Annotated in this window: 15 protein-coding genes; 6 read left to right on the top strand and 9 right to left on the bottom strand. The window is 73.4% G+C overall.

The window, feature by feature from the left end:
- Nucleotides 1–35 precede the first annotated feature (35 nt).
- Both ACME2J_RS07125 and ACME2J_RS07120 read right to left on the bottom strand, forming a co-directional pair.
- Nucleotides 36–848, bottom strand: coding sequence for a class I SAM-dependent methyltransferase (locus ACME2J_RS07125; protein WP_495544194.1), 813 nt, complete (start codon nt 846–848; stop codon nt 36–38).
- A 109-nt stretch (nt 849–957) separates the two neighbouring features.
- Nucleotides 958–1,830 carry an alpha/beta fold hydrolase gene (locus ACME2J_RS07120; RefSeq protein ID WP_495544193.1) on the bottom strand — a complete coding sequence of 291 codons (873 nt, stop codon included), beginning with the start codon at nt 1,828–1,830 and terminating at the stop codon, nt 958–960.
- A gap of 35 nt (nt 1,831–1,865) precedes the next feature.
- On the opposite strand from ACME2J_RS07120, the gene ACME2J_RS07115 reads away from it, so the two are divergent.
- Nucleotides 1,866–3,026 carry a VLRF1 family aeRF1-type release factor gene (locus tag ACME2J_RS07115; RefSeq protein WP_495544192.1) on the top strand — a complete coding sequence of 387 codons (1,161 nt, stop codon included), beginning with the start codon at nt 1,866–1,868 and terminating at the stop codon, nt 3,024–3,026.
- A gap of 77 nt (nt 3,027–3,103) precedes the next feature.
- On the opposite strand, the gene ACME2J_RS07110 is transcribed toward ACME2J_RS07115, so the two are convergent.
- Nucleotides 3,104–3,769 carry an O-methyltransferase gene (locus ACME2J_RS07110; RefSeq protein ID WP_495544191.1) on the bottom strand — a complete coding sequence of 222 codons (666 nt, stop codon included), beginning with the start codon at nt 3,767–3,769 and terminating at the stop codon, nt 3,104–3,106.
- Between the two features lie 104 nt (nt 3,770–3,873).
- Here ACME2J_RS07110 and ACME2J_RS07105 point away from each other — a divergent pair, with 104 nt between their 5' ends.
- The gene (locus tag ACME2J_RS07105; RefSeq protein ID WP_495544190.1) at nt 3,874–5,199 is read left to right on the top strand and encodes an ABC transporter substrate-binding protein; all 1,326 of its coding nucleotides are present in this window, start codon (nt 3,874–3,876) and stop codon (nt 5,197–5,199) included.
- Between the two features lie 33 nt (nt 5,200–5,232).
- Here the strand turns inward: ACME2J_RS07105 and ACME2J_RS07100 are convergent, their stop codons facing one another.
- The 4 genes from ACME2J_RS07100 to ACME2J_RS07085 are packed head-to-tail and all read right to left on the bottom strand — an operon-like array spanning nt 5,233 to nt 8,765.
- Nucleotides 5,233–5,973, bottom strand: coding sequence for an ABC transporter ATP-binding protein (locus ACME2J_RS07100; RefSeq protein ID WP_495544189.1), 741 nt, complete (start codon nt 5,971–5,973; stop codon nt 5,233–5,235).
- Nucleotides 5,970–6,797 (bottom strand): ABC transporter ATP-binding protein, encoded by an 828-nt coding sequence (locus ACME2J_RS07095; protein WP_495544188.1) that lies wholly within the window; start codon nt 6,795–6,797, stop codon nt 5,970–5,972. Before ACME2J_RS07095 ends, ACME2J_RS07100 begins: the two co-directional genes overlap by 4 nt.
- Entirely contained in the window at nt 6,790–7,755 is a 966-nt protein-coding gene (locus tag ACME2J_RS07090) for a branched-chain amino acid ABC transporter permease (RefSeq protein WP_495544187.1), read from the bottom strand. Before ACME2J_RS07090 ends, ACME2J_RS07095 begins: the two co-directional genes overlap by 8 nt.
- Nucleotides 7,752–8,765, bottom strand: coding sequence for a branched-chain amino acid ABC transporter permease (locus ACME2J_RS07085; RefSeq protein ID WP_495544186.1), 1,014 nt, complete (start codon nt 8,763–8,765; stop codon nt 7,752–7,754). The genes ACME2J_RS07090 and ACME2J_RS07085 overlap by 4 nt, the downstream gene beginning before the upstream one ends.
- 91 nt (nt 8,766–8,856) lie before the next feature.
- Between ACME2J_RS07085 and ACME2J_RS07080 the strand changes: the two genes are divergently transcribed.
- On the top strand, nt 8,857–9,255 hold the full coding sequence (locus ACME2J_RS07080) for a hypothetical protein (RefSeq protein ID WP_495544185.1): 399 nt from the start codon (nt 8,857–8,859) through the stop codon (nt 9,253–9,255).
- A gap of 61 nt (nt 9,256–9,316) precedes the next feature.
- Here the strand turns inward: ACME2J_RS07080 and ACME2J_RS07075 are convergent, their stop codons facing one another.
- Together ACME2J_RS07075 and ACME2J_RS07070 are read right to left on the bottom strand one after the other, a co-directional pair.
- Nucleotides 9,317–12,859: an indolepyruvate ferredoxin oxidoreductase family protein gene (locus tag ACME2J_RS07075; RefSeq protein WP_495544184.1), complete on the bottom strand. Its 3,543-nt coding sequence runs from the start codon at nt 12,857–12,859 to the stop codon at nt 9,317–9,319.
- Nucleotides 12,856–13,920 (bottom strand): SDR family NAD(P)-dependent oxidoreductase, encoded by a 1,065-nt coding sequence (locus tag ACME2J_RS07070; protein WP_495544183.1) that lies wholly within the window; start codon nt 13,918–13,920, stop codon nt 12,856–12,858. The genes ACME2J_RS07075 and ACME2J_RS07070 overlap by 4 nt, the downstream gene beginning before the upstream one ends.
- Before the next feature lie 128 nt (nt 13,921–14,048).
- Between ACME2J_RS07070 and ACME2J_RS07065 the strand changes: the two genes are divergently transcribed.
- The 3 genes from ACME2J_RS07065 (at nt 14,049) to ACME2J_RS07055 (ending at nt 15,521) form a co-directional block, all read left to right on the top strand.
- Entirely contained in the window at nt 14,049–14,498 is a 450-nt protein-coding gene (locus ACME2J_RS07065) for an Lrp/AsnC family transcriptional regulator (protein WP_495544182.1), read from the top strand.
- Complete coding sequence (locus ACME2J_RS07060; RefSeq protein ID WP_495544181.1) at nt 14,495–14,956, top strand: hypothetical protein; 462 nt, start codon at nt 14,495–14,497, stop codon at nt 14,954–14,956. The genes ACME2J_RS07065 and ACME2J_RS07060 overlap by 4 nt, the downstream gene beginning before the upstream one ends.
- 106 nt (nt 14,957–15,062) lie before the next feature.
- Nucleotides 15,063–15,521 (top strand): hypothetical protein, encoded by a 459-nt coding sequence (locus ACME2J_RS07055; protein WP_495544180.1) that lies wholly within the window; start codon nt 15,063–15,065, stop codon nt 15,519–15,521.
- The last annotated feature ends 10 nt before the right edge of the window (nt 15,522–15,531 follow it).

Raw genomic sequence — 15,531 nt, 5'->3', positions numbered from 1 at the left:
CGGTGTCCGAACGTCGTGTTCGGGCCGCGCGGCCGTCAGTGCGCGACGTCGACCGTCGTGAGGAGGTACTCGCCCGGGGCGCGGAAACGACCGCCTCGCGTCTCGCCGAAGCTCGCGAAGAGGTCCGCCAGCTGCGCGCGCAGTTCCGGCCACCGGCCTTCGGGCTCGAGCGCCGCCTTCGCGAGGACGAGCGGGCCGAGCACGCGCTCCGCGTCGTCGAGGTAGGCCTCCACGGACTCGTCCTCGAAGACGACGACGGCCGTCTCGCACTCCACCGCGAGCCCGTCGGCGGAGAACAGGCGCCGCACGTACTCCTCGACGCCCCACATCACCGGTGGGACGAAGTCCTCGGGCGGCGGCGGGAGGAAGCTCCCGACGGTGCGGAACATCTGACCGATCGCGCTCTCCGGCGTCCACGCCGCGACGACGAGGCGCCCTCCGGGGCGCAGCACCCGCACGAGCTCACCGGCGGCGACGTCGTGGCGCGGGGCGAACATGCAGCCGAAGACCGAGACGGCGGCGTCGAAGGCGTCGTCCTGCACCGGGAGGTCCTCGGCGTCGCCCTCGACGAAGTCGACGTCTACGCCCTCGCGCGCCGCTCGCTCGCGACCCAGGGCGAGGAGGTCGGGGACGAGGTCGACGGCGACGACCGACGCGCCGCGCGACGCCGCCGGGACCGCGGCGTTGCCGTCCCCGCAGGCGACGTCGAGCAGCCGCGTGCTCTCGCCGACTTCGAGCCGTGAGAGCGCGTCGTCGGAGGCGCTCTGGATGCGCTCGCCCACCGACGGCCAGTGACCGGCCTCCCACGTCCGGCGCTGCGTGGCCTTGAAGTCTTCTGCGAAGCCCATGGGGTGCCTCCTGTCGTCGCAGGTCGCCGCCGCCGACGACGATACGCCGTCGCCGTCGGCCGCTTCAAGGCGCCGGCCCGTGCCGGCACCGGTGGATGCGTCGGTGACCTCAGCCTCGAGAGATCTCGGCGAGGGCAGCGATCCGGTCCGCGACCGCCGGCGCCTGGTCCTCCTGGAGGAAGTGCTTCGCCGGGACGCGGTGGATCGTCTCGACGCCGGCGATCCGCTTTGCCTGCTCGCCCTGGACGTCGATCTTCAGGGCGGGATCGCGGTCGCCCCACACGAGCTGCACCGGGTAGGCGTCGCTGGAGACGACGGCGGCGTAGCGGTCGCGCTTCTCGCGCGTGCGCTCGAAGCCGCGCATGATCTTCAGGAAGGCGCGGCCGCCGTCGCCGCGGCGCAGGAGGTCGACGTGCGCGTCGAGCTCGGCGGCGGGGACCTTCGACATGTCCGCGACGCCCTGGAGGCGCATGAGGACGCGGAACGACGGCTTCGTGAGGGTGCGGAGGTAGACCTCCCCGACGCCGCGCCGGGCGAACGGCTCCATCGACCACGGCCGCTTGAAGGTGTCGACCTCGACGAGGGTGTTGAGGAGCGTGAGGGAGCGGATGCGGTCGGGCATCGCGTGCGCGATCTCGAATCCGACCGGGCCGCCGATGTCGTGGACGACGAGGTGGAACCGGTCGAGGCCGAGCGCGTCGACAGCGGCGGTCGCGTAGTCCCCGAGGCCGCTCCACGAGTAGTCGAAGCTCTCCGGTCGCGCGGCGAGACCGAGCCCGGGGAGGTCGAACGCCACGCCGCGCAGGCCGCGCGCGGCCAGCTCGTCGAGCACCTTGCGGTAGAGGAAGCTCGAGACCGGGACGCCGTGCATGCAGACGACGGCCTCTCCCTCCCCGGCCTCGCGGACGAAGCCGTCGATCCCCGCGGCGGTGAACCTCCGTCCCGCGGCTTCGTGCTGTCGGACGATCTCCTCGCTGCGCATGCACCGATCCTATGCGCGCCGGGTAGAGCCTGAACATGATCACCCCCGAGGACATCAATGCTCTCGCGTCCGCTGACGTCACGGGACCGGTCCTGTCGATCGTGCTTCGCACCGATCCGCGCGACCCGGCGAACACCCGCACCACCCAGGCCTGGCGGGTGACTCTCCACACCGCGCTGCGCGACCTCGTCGCCCACGCCGAGGAGGAGGGGTCGCGCGACGACAAGCTCGCCCTCCGCCGTCTGCAGAAGGAGGTCGAGGCCGAGATCGACGACCTCACGCCTGCCGAGCGCGACCGCGGGCTCGCCTGGTTCCTCACCGCCGACCGGTCGCTCGACCGGCGCTTCTCCTTCCATCTCACGCCCGCCGAGGACGTCGTCGTGCGGTGGGACGACAAGCCGCACGTCGCGCCTCTCCTCGCCCTCGCCGATCGGGGCCGCCCGGTCGCGATCGTGCTCGTCTCCGCCGACTCCGTCCGGCTGCTGCGCTGGCAGCAGGGGCGCGTCGAGGAGCCCGAGCGCTCGGTGTTCCAGCTCGAGCTCGGTGCGTGGCGCGACTACAGCGGCCCGGTCGAGCCGAACCCGGCGCGCGGTCAGCAGCACTCGAATCACCGCGAGTTCTACGAGCAGCGCGTCGCCGCCTGGCGCGACCGCTTCTACAAGGACACGGGTGAGACCCTCGCGCAGCGGATCGAGGAGCTCGGCGTCGACGAGGTCCTCATCGCCGGCGAGCCCGGGCTCGTCGAGACCTTCGAGGAGCTCGTGCCGCAGGCGCTCTCGCGCAAGGTGCTCACCGACGTCGACGACAACCTCATCCGGGCGAAGACGACGGCGATCGCCGAGCACTTCGAGGAGCCGATCCTCGAGGCGTGGCGGTCGGAGGTGCGCAAGGCGGCCGAGTCCGCGATCGATGCGGCACGCGCCGGCGCGAACGGCGCGATCGGTCCCGACCAGACGCTGCAGGCGCTCGCCTCCCACCGCGTCGAGCGTCTCGTGCTCGATCCGGGGCGGAGCTTCGACATCGCCGACCTCGGTGCGCTCGCGACCGAGGCGCTGCGCGACGCCCAGGACGACATGGTCGCCGAGTGCGCCGTCGAGCTCGCGATCGCCGGCGGCGCCCGCATCACCGCGGTCTCCGAGGACGACGCCCCCGCGCTCTCCGAGGCGGGCGGCATGCTTGCCGCCCTGCGCTACTGACACCCCGTCCGAGAGCGCTGAGTGTGGATCCACCCGGCTCTCCGCCAGGTCGATCCACACTCACGCCTCGGGGAGGGTCAGAGGCGGGGCATCACCATCGTGATGCCGTCCGCGAGCGGGAGCATGAGCGCCGAGACGCGCTCGTCCGCCGCGACGTGCGCGTTGAACGCGCGGATCGCCCGCAGCGACTCGGTCTGCTCGGCGCCGGGGTCGCAGGCCGTCCCGTTCCAGAGGACGTTGTCGGCGAGGAGGATGCCGTCCCTCTCGAGACGCGGGAGGGCCAGCTCGTAGTAGTCGACGTAGCCCGCCTTGTCGGCGTCGAGGAAGACGAGTCCGAAGCGCTCGTCGTCGCCGAGCGCCGCCAGCGTGTCGTGCGCGTCGCCGATCCGCGCGTCGATGCGCCCCTCGACTCCAGCCCGCTTCCAGGCGGAGCGACCGAGGGCCTCCTGCGGCTCCGGGTCGATGTCGAGCGTGACGACGACGCCCTCCGCGCCGACGCCCTGGGCGAGGGCGAGAGCGCCGACGCCCGTGTAGGTCCCGATCTCGAGGCAGCGACGCGTGCCGCGCGTCCTCGCGAGCATCGAGAGCAGCGTCGCCTCGTGCGCGGTGACCGCCATCCCGGCGGTCTCGGGCCGCTCGGAGCGCGTGCGCTCGATGAGCGACGCGACGTGCGGGTCGACGGCCGTCGTCATCGCGCGGGCGTACTCGAGGACCGCCGGCGTCGTGAGGAGATCGGAGCTCATGCGACGACGGTAGCGGCACCGCCATGTGTGGAATTCCTGTGAAGGCGACCGGCGAATCGGATAGGAATGAGCCAGCAACCATCCATCTCTGGAGGGAGTGACACGTGTTGAAAAACCGATTCGGGTGGCTGATCGTCGCCCTGAGCGCCCTCGTCCTCACGTTCGGCCTCGCCGCCTGCGGCGACGACGACGATGACGACGGGGGCGACGCCGCGACGACGACCGAGGACACCGGCGGCGCGCCGCCGAACGCCTCGTTCGATCTCACGATCGGCGACCTCGTCCCGCTCACCGGCGACCTCTCCGCCTACGGCCCGCCCGGCCGCAAGGCGGCCGACCTCGCCGTCGACCAGATCAACGAGGCGATCGGGGAGACCGGCGCGGACATCACGGTGAACGTCGAGCACGCCGACACCCAGACGCAGGAGCAGGCGGCGGTCCAGGCGGCCCGTCAGCTCGTCTCCGGCGGCGCCGGCTGCCTCGCCGGCGCGTGGGCGTCGAGCAACACCATCCCGGTCGGCACGTCGGTGGCCTCGCGGCAGCGCGTGCCGCTCATCTCGCCGGCGTCGACGAGCGCGGAGATCACCGGGCTCAGCGACAACGGCTTCGTGTTCCGCACCGCGCCGTCCGACAACCTCCAGGGCCCCGCGCTCGCCGACGTCATCGAGGAGGAGCTCGGAGGCACCGACGCCGTCCTCTCGCTCGCCGGCCGCAACGACGCCTACGGCGAGGGTCTCCTCGAGGCCTTCAAGGAAGCGTGGGAGGGCAAGGGCGGACAGACGACCGGACCGGTCCTCTACGACCCCGAGCAGCCGAACTTCAACTCGGAGGCGTCGGAGATCACGTCCGGTAACCCGGGCGGTTACGTCATCGTCGACTTCCCCGACACCTACGCCCGCATGGGCGCCGCGCTCGCGCGGAGCGGCGACTTCGACGCCTCGACGCTCTTCGTCACCGACGGCCTCGCGGCCAAGACGGTCGAAGAGATCGGTGCGCCTCAGCGGTCGCTCGTCGGAGCCCGGGGAACGCGGCCGGGGCTGCCCGAGGGGCAGGACGCCGTGACGGCGTTCGACGAGCTCTTCACGAGCGCTCCGGGCCCGGAGCGCCAGACGTTCGACGCGCAGACGTTCGACGCGACGATGCTCTGCTTCCTCGCGGCCGTCGCCGCGGGGTCGGGCGAGGGTCCGGACATCCAGGAGAAGCTCCAGGAGATCTCGGGGGCGCCCGGGACGCAGTACACCTGGCAGCAGCTCCCCGAGGCGATCGAGGCGCTGCAGCAGGGCGAGGACATCGACTACCAGGGCGTCACCGGCCCGATCGACTTCGACGAGGCGGGCGATCCGACGGCCGCGACGTACGAGGTCTTCGCGTACAACGACGACGGTGAGCTCGAGGTCGTCCGCACCATCGCGGGCGAGGCCTCCGAGTAGCCGACCGGCGTGACGGTCCCTCCGCGCGGGCGCTCAGCCCGCGTGGAGGCGGCCGCCGCCGAGGTAGAGCTCGGCGACCTTCGGGTCCTCGATGAGCTCCTTGCCGGCGCCCTCGTAGGCGTTCTGGCCGAGGTCGAGGACGTAGCCGCGGTGACTCATCCGCAGCGCGCGCCGCGCGTTCTGCTCGACCATGAGCACCGACACGCCCGACGCGTTGATCGCCTCGACCCTCTCGAAGATCGCGTCGACGAACTGCGGGGCGAGGCCGGCGGACGGCTCGTCGAGGAGGATGAGCTGGGGGTCGGGCATGAGCGCCTTCGCCATCGCGACCATCTGCCGCTCGCCGCCGGACATCGTGCCCGCGGCCTGCCGGCGCCGCTCCGCGAGCCGCGGGAAGATCTCGAACATCTGCGCCATCCGCTCGTCGCGGTTGGCGCCCTTCGTGACGACCGCCCCCATCTCGAGGTTCTCCTCGACGGTGAGGGTCTGGAAGACGTTGTCGAGCTGGGGCACGTAGCTGAGCCCGTGCTTCGCGACCTTGTGCGGCTTCGCGCCCGTGATGTCCTCGCCGCGGAAGCGGATCGTCCCCTCCCGCGGGTGGAGGAGCCCGAAGATGGCCTTGAGGAGCGTCGACTTGCCGGCGCCGTTGGGACCGACGATCGTGACGATCTCGCCGTCCCGCACCTCGAGGTCGACGCCGCGGAGGATGTCGACCTCGGGCACGTACCCGCCGACGACGCCCTCGGCGGTGAGGATCGTCTCGCCGGCGCTCATGCGCCGCTCCTCGTCGCCGGCTCGCCCAGATAGGCGTCGATGACCGCCTTGTCGCTGCGGACGGTCTCGGGGGAGCCGTCCGCGATGACCGCGCCCTGCGCCATGACGATGACGCGATCGGAGTGGCCCATGACGACGTCCATGTCGTGCTCGATGAAGAGGAACGTCACGCCGCGGTTCTCCCGGAGATCGGCCATGTGGTCGAGGAGCGTCGCGCCGAGCGTCGGGTTGATGCCCGCCATCGGCTCGTCGAGGAGCACGAAGCGCGGCTCCACCATGAGGGCGCGCGCGAGCTCCAGGAGCTTGCGCTGACCGCCCGAGAGCGTGCCGGCGTAGTCGTCGGCCTTCGTCGCCAGCCCGAACACGTCGAGCAGCTCGAGCGCGCGCTCGCGGACCTCCTTCTCGCGCTTGCGGCTCGCGACCGGCCGCAGCAGGAGCGTCGTGAGCTTCTCGCCCGGCTGGTCGGGCGCGGCGAGCATCATGTTGTCGATGACCGGCATCGCGCCGAGCGCCTTCGTGATCTGGAAGGTGCGGACCATGCCGCGCCGAGCGATGACGTGGGGCGGCTTGCGGAAGATCGACGCGCCGTCGTAGTAGACCGTCCCCGCGTCGGCCTTGTAGAAGCCGGTGAGCACGTTGAAGAGCGTCGTCTTGCCCGCTCCGTTCGGCCCGATGAGCGCGGTGATCGAGCCGCGCTTCACGTCGAGCGTCGCGCCGTCGACCGCGTTGATGCCGCCGAAGCGCTTGACGACGTCGGTCGCCTCGAGGATGCGGTCCTCGGCGGCGGCCGGCGTCGCCGTCGGGGCAGGGTCCGCGTCAGTCACCGAGCACCATCTCCTCCCGCTTGCCGAACATGCCCTGCGGGCGGAACGCCATGAGCGCGATGAGGAGGAGCCCCACGATGATGAAGCGCAGCGCCGCGACCTTCTCGGCGGCGAGCGGCAGGTCGATGAAGCGCGTCGCCTCGAGGAGCGTCCAGAGGATGATCGCGCCGATGGCGACACCGACGTAGCTCGCCAGCCCGCCGAGGACGAGGACGGCGTAGCCGAGGAACGTCACGAGCGGCTCGAACTGGTTCGGGTTGATGAACGCGAGGTTGACGACGAGGAACCAGCCGGCGACCGCGCCGATCCCGGCGGCGATCGCGAGCGACTGCAGCTTGTAGAGGAAGACGTTCTTCCCGAGCGCCCGGGCGGCGTCCTCGTCCTCGCGGATCGCTCGCAGCACCCGGCCCCAAGGGCTGTCGGTGACGAGTCGCAGGAGGACGGTGATGACGAGCGCCGTGAGCCAGACGAAGATGAGCAGCGGGAGGAGGAACTGGTCGCCGAGCCCGAAGCTGCCGAGCCAGTCCTGCACCTCCGTCGAGAACTCGACCCAGTCGCTGTCGAAGCCGAGCAGCCCCTGGTTGCCACCGGTGAGCTCGCGGGCGTTCTGCGCCGTGTGCCGGATCATCTCGGCGAACGCGATCGTCACGATCGCGAAGTAGTCGGCTCTCAGTCGCAGGGACGGCAGCCCGATGAGGAGGCCGGCCGCCATCGCGATCGCCATCGACACGGGAAGCGCGGCCCAGAAGGAGAAGCCGTGGTCGACGACGAGGATGCCCATCGCGTAGGCGCCGATCGCCATGAAGCCGGCCTGGCCGAAGTTGACGATCCCCGTGAAGCCGACGTTGAGCTGGAGGCCGAGCGCGAAGATCGTGTAGGCGCCCGCGAGGATGCCGACGCCGATCCAGAACTCGACGCCGGTGAACGCGTCGAACGAGACCGCGAGCACGCCGCTCATACGGTGCGCTCCCGGCCGAAGATCCCCTCGGGACGCACGATGAGGACCGCGATGAGGACCGCGAAGCCCACCGCGACCTTCCAGCGCGCGTCGAAGAGCAGCGTCGACCACTCCTGCGCGAGGCCGATGATGACGCCGCCCGCCAGAGCGCCGTACGCGTTGCCGATGCCGCCGAGGATGACGGCGGCGAAGAGGCTGAGGAGGAGGAAGAAGCCGATGTTCGGCGTGAGCGTGCCGATCGCCGAGGTGTAGAGCACGCCCGCCAGCCCCGCCGAGCCCGCCGCGAAGATCCACGTGACGAGGACGATGCGGTCGGTGTCGATGCCGGTCGTCTCCGCGAGGTCGAAGTCGTCGGAGAGCGCGCGCATCTGCTTGCCGAGCGACGTGAAGCGGAGCATGAGCGCGATCGCGACGAGGACGGCGAAGCCGATGATGACCACGATGAGCTCGGTCTCGCCGATGCGCAGGTCGAGGAAGCGCACCGACGAGGAAACGTCGACCTCGAGCGCGCGCGGCTCGGTCCCCGCGACGAACTGGATGCTGTTGCGCAGGACGAACGCGAGGCCGATCGTCATGAGGAGGAGCTGGAGCAGCCCCGCCTTGCGCTCGCGCATCGGGCGCCACATCACCCGCTCGGTGCCGATGCCCAGGAGCGCGGTCACCGCGATCGCGATGACGGCCGCGACGACGAGCGGCATCCCGATCGTCACGCTGAACAGGAACGCGATGTAGGCGCCGAAGGTGAGCAGGTCGCCGTGCGCGAAGTTGACGAGCTTGAGCGTCCCGTAGACGAGCGTGAGGCCGACCGCGCCGAGAGCGAAGTAGCTCCCGGAGACGAGGCCGTTGATGGTGCGCTGGGCGGTCGGCTGGAGCCCCTCGCCGACGATGAGGGCGAGGGCGACGACAGCGACGATGACCGCGACCGTGCGGGGCGGGTGGCGACGCGCCGCCTCGCGGAGCCCCGCCAGCGGGGCAGGGGGCGAGGGGCGGACGGCGGATCCGGCTTCCATGTGCGCCCGACTATCTCACCTTCGTGCGACGGCGCGCGAAGTTCCTCCTCCGGAGAGCCTGGCGAGGATCGCTCCGTTACCGTGCGCGGCCATGCCCGCGCCGCTCTTCCGCCTCGTCTGCGTCCCCTCCGCCCTCGACGGCGCACCCGAGGGATGGGCCGCCGACATGCTCGAGACGGGCGACGTGGCGCTCCTCGTCGACGAGGGCGGGCTCGAGGCGATCGACCGCGTCGCCCGCGACCTCGACCTCATCACGGTCTCGCTCGTGCGCGCCGAGAAGACCGACGCCGAGCAGGAGCGCACGGTGATGGCCTACGCCTCCGGACTCGCGCTCGTGTGGGTCGGCAAGGCGTTCAGCGACACGACCCGGGAATGGGCGCGCAGCCGCGGGCCGATGACCCTCCTCGTCGAGGTCGACGGTCCGCTGCCCGCTGAGGAGCGGCGGCGCATCGAGCGCTTCGTCGCCTCGCTCGGCCGCCAGGCCGACTGACGCCGCGCCCCCGCGAGATGCAGGAACGTGACCGCCGCGGTCACGTTCCTGCATCTCGCGGCTATGCGGCGCTCGCGCGGTGGATCGGGAGGTGGACGACCTCGCCGCCGCCACCGCCGCCGCCGCTCGCGAGGCGCTCGAGCCTCTCCCGCGCCTCGCTGCGGAACGCCTCGACGCCGCGGAGCTTGATCGCCTCGTAGCCGCGGACGCGCTCGTGGAGGGCGGCGATCGCGACGACCTCGGCGGCCGTCGTGGCGTCGAGCCGCTCGAGCGCGGCGTGGACCGTCGCGAGGTACTCGCCCGGGAGCGCGCGCTCGACCCGGCGCACCTCCGCGTGCCCGAACGGGTCGAGCGGCGTCCCGCGCAGCCGGCGCGCACGCCGCAGCGCCCGGAGGACCGGGACGAACGAGCGGCCGAGCCGGAGCTTGCGGTCCATGCCGAGCGCCCGCAGAAGCGGGGGGTGGAGCCGGAGGTGGACGCGCGAGCCGGGGGCCATCGCGTCGAGCGCCTCGAGATGCAGGCGCGCGACCTCGTACTCGTCCTTGTAGGCGCGCAGGCGATGGAGGCCGCGGGCGACCTCCTCGGCGACCGCCGTGCTCCCCGGCACGCGCTCCTGCTCGCGCCGGAGGACCTCGGCGACCTCGTCGACGTAGGTGCGGGCGGCGGTCTCCCCGCCCCAGCCCAGGAGGTCCTCGGTGCGGATCTCGACGAGGCGGCGGAGCTCGCCCGGCGCGGTCGTCACGACGTCGGTGAGCGCGCGGGCCCGGTCGCCCGGCGCGGGGAGCCGCGTCCCGGCGACGAGCCCCGACTCCGAGCCCTCCGCGCGGGCCAGCAGCGCCTCGACCGCGTCGGGCGCCGCGACGCACGCCCGGCCCCACTCGAGCGCGGCGAGGTTGCGTTCGACCGCGGTCCCGTTGAGCCGCAGCGCCTCGCGCAGCGCGCCGAGCGACACGGGGAGCAGTCCCGCCTGCGCGGCGGCGCCGAGCACGACGACGTTCGCCTGGACGTGGTCGCCGCACGCCGCCTCGGCGACCGCCTGCGCGTCGAGGACGACGCGCCTCGCGGCGTCCGTCGCCGCGTCGATCGTCTCGAGAGCACGCGTGACGTCGGGCCGCGCCGCGCCGACGTCGGTCACCATCGCGGCGGTCGGGACGACCGTCGTCGACACGACGGCGGCGGTGCGCCGCGGGTCGGCGGCCGTGAGGATGCGCTGCGTCGCCGTCGTCACGAGGTCGAGCCCGAGGAGGACGTCGAGCGTCCCCGACGGCGGAGCGGCGCCGCCGTCGACCGCCGCGTCGGCGATGCGGATGTCCGACACGACGGGACCGGCCTTCTGGCTGAGGCCCGTCTGGTCGAGCCCCGCGGCCTGCCGATCGTCGAGGAGCGCCGCCATGCCGAGCACCTGGCTCACGGTGACGACGCCGGTGCCGCCGATCCCGACGAGCCGCAGGCGGACGTCGCCGGCGCTCGGAGCGGGGGGCTCCGGCAGCTGCGGCGGCGCGGCCGGCCCGGCGCGCACGGCCGGCGCCGCGGGAGGGACGACCTCCATGAACGACGGGCAGTCGCCGGCGAGGCACGAGCGGTCGACGTTGCACGACGACTGGTGGATGCGCGTCTTGCGCCCGAGCTCGGTGTCGACCGGCTCGACCGAGAGGCACCCCGACTTCTCGCCGCAGTCGCCGCAGCCCTCGCAGACGCGCTCGTTGATGACGATGCGCTCGGCGGGCTCCGGCGCGAGGCCGCGCTTGCGCGCACGGCGCAGCTCGGTCGCGCACGGCTCGTCGTGGACGATGACGGTGACCCCCGGCACCTTCGCCAGCTCGCGCTGCGTCGCGGGCAGCGCCTCGCGCCCACGGACCTCCGCGAGCGCCGGGAGCTCGACGTCCCCGTAGCGGTCGACGTCGTCGGTCGTGACGACGACGCGGGCGACGCCCTCCGCCTCGAGCGCCCGCGCGAGCGACGGGACGTCCATCCCGCCCTCGACCGCCTGCCCGCCGGTCATGGCGGCGGCGCCGTTGAAGAGGATCTTGTACGTGACGTCGAGGCCGGCCGCGATCGCCGCCCGGATCGCCAGCGACCCCGAGTGGTGGAGCGTCCCGTCGCCGAGGTTCTGGAAGAAGTGGCGGGGCGCGAGGAACGGCGCGATCCCGATCCACTGCGCGCCCTCGCCCCCCATCTGCGTGAGGCCGGCGACGTTCCCGCGCCCACGGGTGTCGAGGACGATCATCGTGTGGCAGCCGATCCCGGCGCCGACGAGCGCGTCGTCGTCGGCCTTCGTGCTGCGGCTGTGCGGGCAGCCCGAGCAGAAGTGCGGCACCCGCACGGCGGCGGGCGGCGGGACGACGCGCGCGGCGGCGGCCTCGACGCGGTCGAGCGCGGCGAGGACGGCCGGGTCGTCGCGGAGCGCGAGCATCCGCCGCGCGACCGCGCGCGCGAGCGCATCGGCGGAGAGACCCCCGACGTCCGGGACGAGCCGAGCCCCGGAGGCGTCGAGCTGGCCGCACACCCGCGGCGGGCGCGGGGTCCCGTAGAGGGCGTCCTTCACCTGACGCTCGAGGAACGGGCCCTTCTCCTCGAGGACGAGGACCTCGTCGAGCCCGTCGGCGAACCGGCGCACGGCGTCGGCGTCGAGCGGCCACGGCATGCCGATCCGCAGGACGCGGAGCTCCTCGTCGCCGTCGAGGCCGAGGATCTCGAGCGCGGTCCCGAGGCGCCGGGCGACGGCGCCGGACGCGACGAGCCCGAGTCGCGCGCGCCGGCCGTCGTGGACCACCGCGTTGAGGTCGTTGAGCTGGGCGTACCGGACGGCGAGCGGCAGCCGGATCTCGCGCAGGGAGCGCTCCATCTCGTGCGAGTGCGGCGGCAGGAGGTGGGCGACGGGACGGTGGCGGTACGGCTCGCCCCCGTCGCGCGGCGCGATCGGGCGCACCCGCGCGTGGCCGACCTCGACGGTCGCGGTCGCGTCCGCGAGCGACGTGACGACCTTGAGCGCCGCCCACGTGCCGGTGACCCGCGAGAGCGCGACCGCGTGGCGCCCGAGGTCGAGCATCTCCTGCACCGTGCCCGGCGCGAGGACCGGGACCTCGAGGGCGGCGAGCAGCGTCTCCGACGCGCTCGGGAGCGTCGAGGACTTGCACTCGGGATCGTCGCCGCACAGAGCGACGACGCCCCCGTGCGGGTGCGTCCCGACGAGGTTGCCGTGGCGGATCGCGTCGGACGCCCGGTCGACCCCCGGCGCCTTCCCGTACCAGACGCCGACGACCCCGTCGTGCGTCGCGCCGGGCAGCCCGGGGACGAGCTGCGAGCCCCAGACCGACGTCGCGCCGAGCTCCTCGTTGACCGCGGGCCGGTGGACGATGCCGCTCTCGGCGGCGAGAGGGCCGAGCGCGGCGATCTCGCGATCGAGTCCGCCGAGCGGCGATCCCGGGTAGCCGGAGGCGAGCACGCCGATCCGCCGGCCGGCGGCGGCATCGGCCCGGTGCTGGTCGATGAGGACGCGGACCAGCGCCTGGATGCCGCTGAGGAAGACCCGGCCCTCATCGGCGCGGTAGCGGTCCTCGAGGGTGACGTTGCGCGTCGTGATGGAGGGGGCGGTGGTGCTCATGCCGCCACCGCCTCCGTCGGCGGCAGGCCCCGTCGGGCCGCCGCGGCGATCCGCGCCCGGGCGCGCTCGACGGCGACGGCGTGCGGCGTGAGCCCCGACGAGTCGGCGCCGGCGAGGATCTCCGTCGTCCGCCCGCCGATCGCGTCGACCGCCGCGGCGATCCGGCGCTCGTCGTCTCCGCGACGCTCTCCGGCGATGTCGATGACGCCGCCCGCGTTCGCGATGAAGTCCGGGACGGCGACGATCCCCGCGGCCCTGAGCGCCTCTGCGGCCGCGGCGTCCGAGAGGATGTCGTTGGCCGCACCGGCGATGACCCGGCAGCGCAGGGACGGTGCGCCTGCTGCCGTCACGACGCGGGCCGTCGCGCACGGCGCAAGCACGTCGCAGCGGGTGGCGAGCGCATCGGACGCCGGGACGGCGCGACCCCCCAGCTCCTGCGCGAGCGCGTGCGCCCTGTCGGGGCGGACGTCGGCGACGAGCACCTCGGCGCCGTCGGCGGCGCACCGTCGCGCGAGCGCGGTGCCGACCTGGCCCGCGCCCTGGACGAGGACCGTGAGTCCCTCGAGCGTCCCGCCGCCGTCGGCGTACGCGACGGCGGCCCGCATCGCGGCATGCACGCCGCGGGCCGTCCAGGGCGACGGGTCGGACTCCGCGCACGAGACGACGGCGCCGGCCCGCGCCATCTCGCGGAGGTCCTCCGCCCGCGTGTTCATGTCGACGCCCGGGACGTACGCGCCGCCGAGCGCGGCGACGAACTCGCCGACGCGCCGCATGACGCTCGTCCGGTCGCCGAGGCGGTCGTGGTCGACGACGACCGCCTTCCCGCCGCCGAGCGGCAGCTCCGCGGCGGCGTTCTTGAGCGTCATGGCGGCCGCGAGCCGGCGGGCCTCCGTCGCGGCGGCGTCGAGCTCCGCGTAGCGCGCGAGGCGCACGCCGCCGAGCGCGGGGCCGAGCGCCGTGGAGTCGATCGCGATGACCGCGACCAGGCCGAGCTCGTCGTCGCGGCGGACGACGAGCTGCTCGCCGCCGAAGCCGCCGAGAGCCGTTCTCACCTCGTCCATGCCACGAGGGAAGCGCGCGTCCAAGTCGGGCGCAAGGAAGACGCGTCCATCGGTGCCTCGACGCATGGACGATGCGCCCCACGCGAAAAATTCGTGCTCGATCATGCGCTGCTCGCTACGATCGCCACATGGCGGAGCAGATCCGGCTCGACGCCGTCGACCACGAGATCCTCGTGCTCCTGCAGCGCGACGCCCGCCGCACGATCGCGGACATCGCCGACCGCGTGAACCTCTCGCCCGCGCCCGTGAAGCGGCGCATCGACCGCATGGAGCGCGCCGGCGTCATCGTCGGCTACACGGCGCTCGTCGACCGCTCGCACCTCGGGGCGGGGGTGGAGGCGATGATCGAGCTGCGGTTCGCCGGTCACGTCTCGATCGAGGACATGTACGCCGTCGCCCAGCGCATGGAGGAGATCGACGAGATCTCGACGGTCGCCGGCGACCCCGATGCCGTGCTGCGCGTGCGTGTCGACAGCGTCGAGCACCTCCAGCAGCTCATCGGCCAGCTCCGGCGGACCGGCCTCGTCACCGGGACGAAGACGATGATGATCCTCGGGACGTGGAGGCGGACGCGTTGACCCCGGAGCCCGACGGCCGCACCGCGTGGCTCGACGTCCGCAAGGGACGCGTCTGGACGGGCGCGCGCGTCCCGGGCGTCGTCCGCGTGGAGGGACGCGACCTCGTCTTCACGATCACCGAGCACCGCCACGACAAGAAGGAGCGGCTCGCCATCAGCCGGCTCGGCGACGAGCACGCGCTCGGCCGGGTCCTCTCGCGGGAGCCGCTCGAGCTGCGCTTCCCGCTCGACGAGACCCGCCTCCGGTTCCCGCGCACCCCCGGACTCGGCCGCTCGCTCGTCGGCATCCGCCAGGAGGGCCGCCCGCCCGCGCTCATCACCTTCCTGCACCCGGGATCGACCGCCGACCCGTTCGCGCTCACGCTCCGCGTCCTGCGCCGCGGGACGCCGGCACGGCGGCAGCGCGATGAGCTGCGCGCGGAGATCGAGGCCGCGCTCGCCGGCGATCCGGCCGGGTGACGAGCGTGCCGGCGGCGCCGCGACTGGTGGACTCGGACAGTTGGCGGCCCTCGTCTTGTCGGAACCGAGGTGGTCCGGCGTCCGCGGGGGCGAGAAAGTCTCCCTCGTGACCCCGACCGCCGACGCCGATCCACGCCGCCTCGGCACCGCCCTCGAACGCGCCGCCCGGTCGCTCGTCACCGCCGACGCCGACGACGCGGTCGGTCGCACGCTGCGCGCTCTCGATCTCACGCTCGTCCTGCGGGACGAGGCGGCCGAGGCCGTCGCCGTCCGGCTCGGCGCGGACGCCGTCGTCGTCCTGGGCGACCCGGCGGAGGCCGTCGAGCCGCGCGTCGTGGTGCAGGGCGAGCGGGCGCAGCTCGACCTCGTGTTCAGCGGCGGGCGCGGGCTCTCCGCGGCGATCGGCGCCGACGAGATCGCGGTCGAGGGCCCCGTCGACCGCGTCCTCCTCCTCTGCGCCAGGCTCGAGAACGTCGCCCCGGTCTACCGGCGCCTCCTTCGCCGTGAGATCGCCGATGCGGCCGACGCCGAGCCCGAGGCGGAGTCGGCGGGCGTCGGGGCGTAGCGGTCCCGCG

This window comes from Paraconexibacter sp. (assembly GCF_059438195.1).
This window is presented reverse-complemented; position numbering and strand designations above follow the sequence as displayed.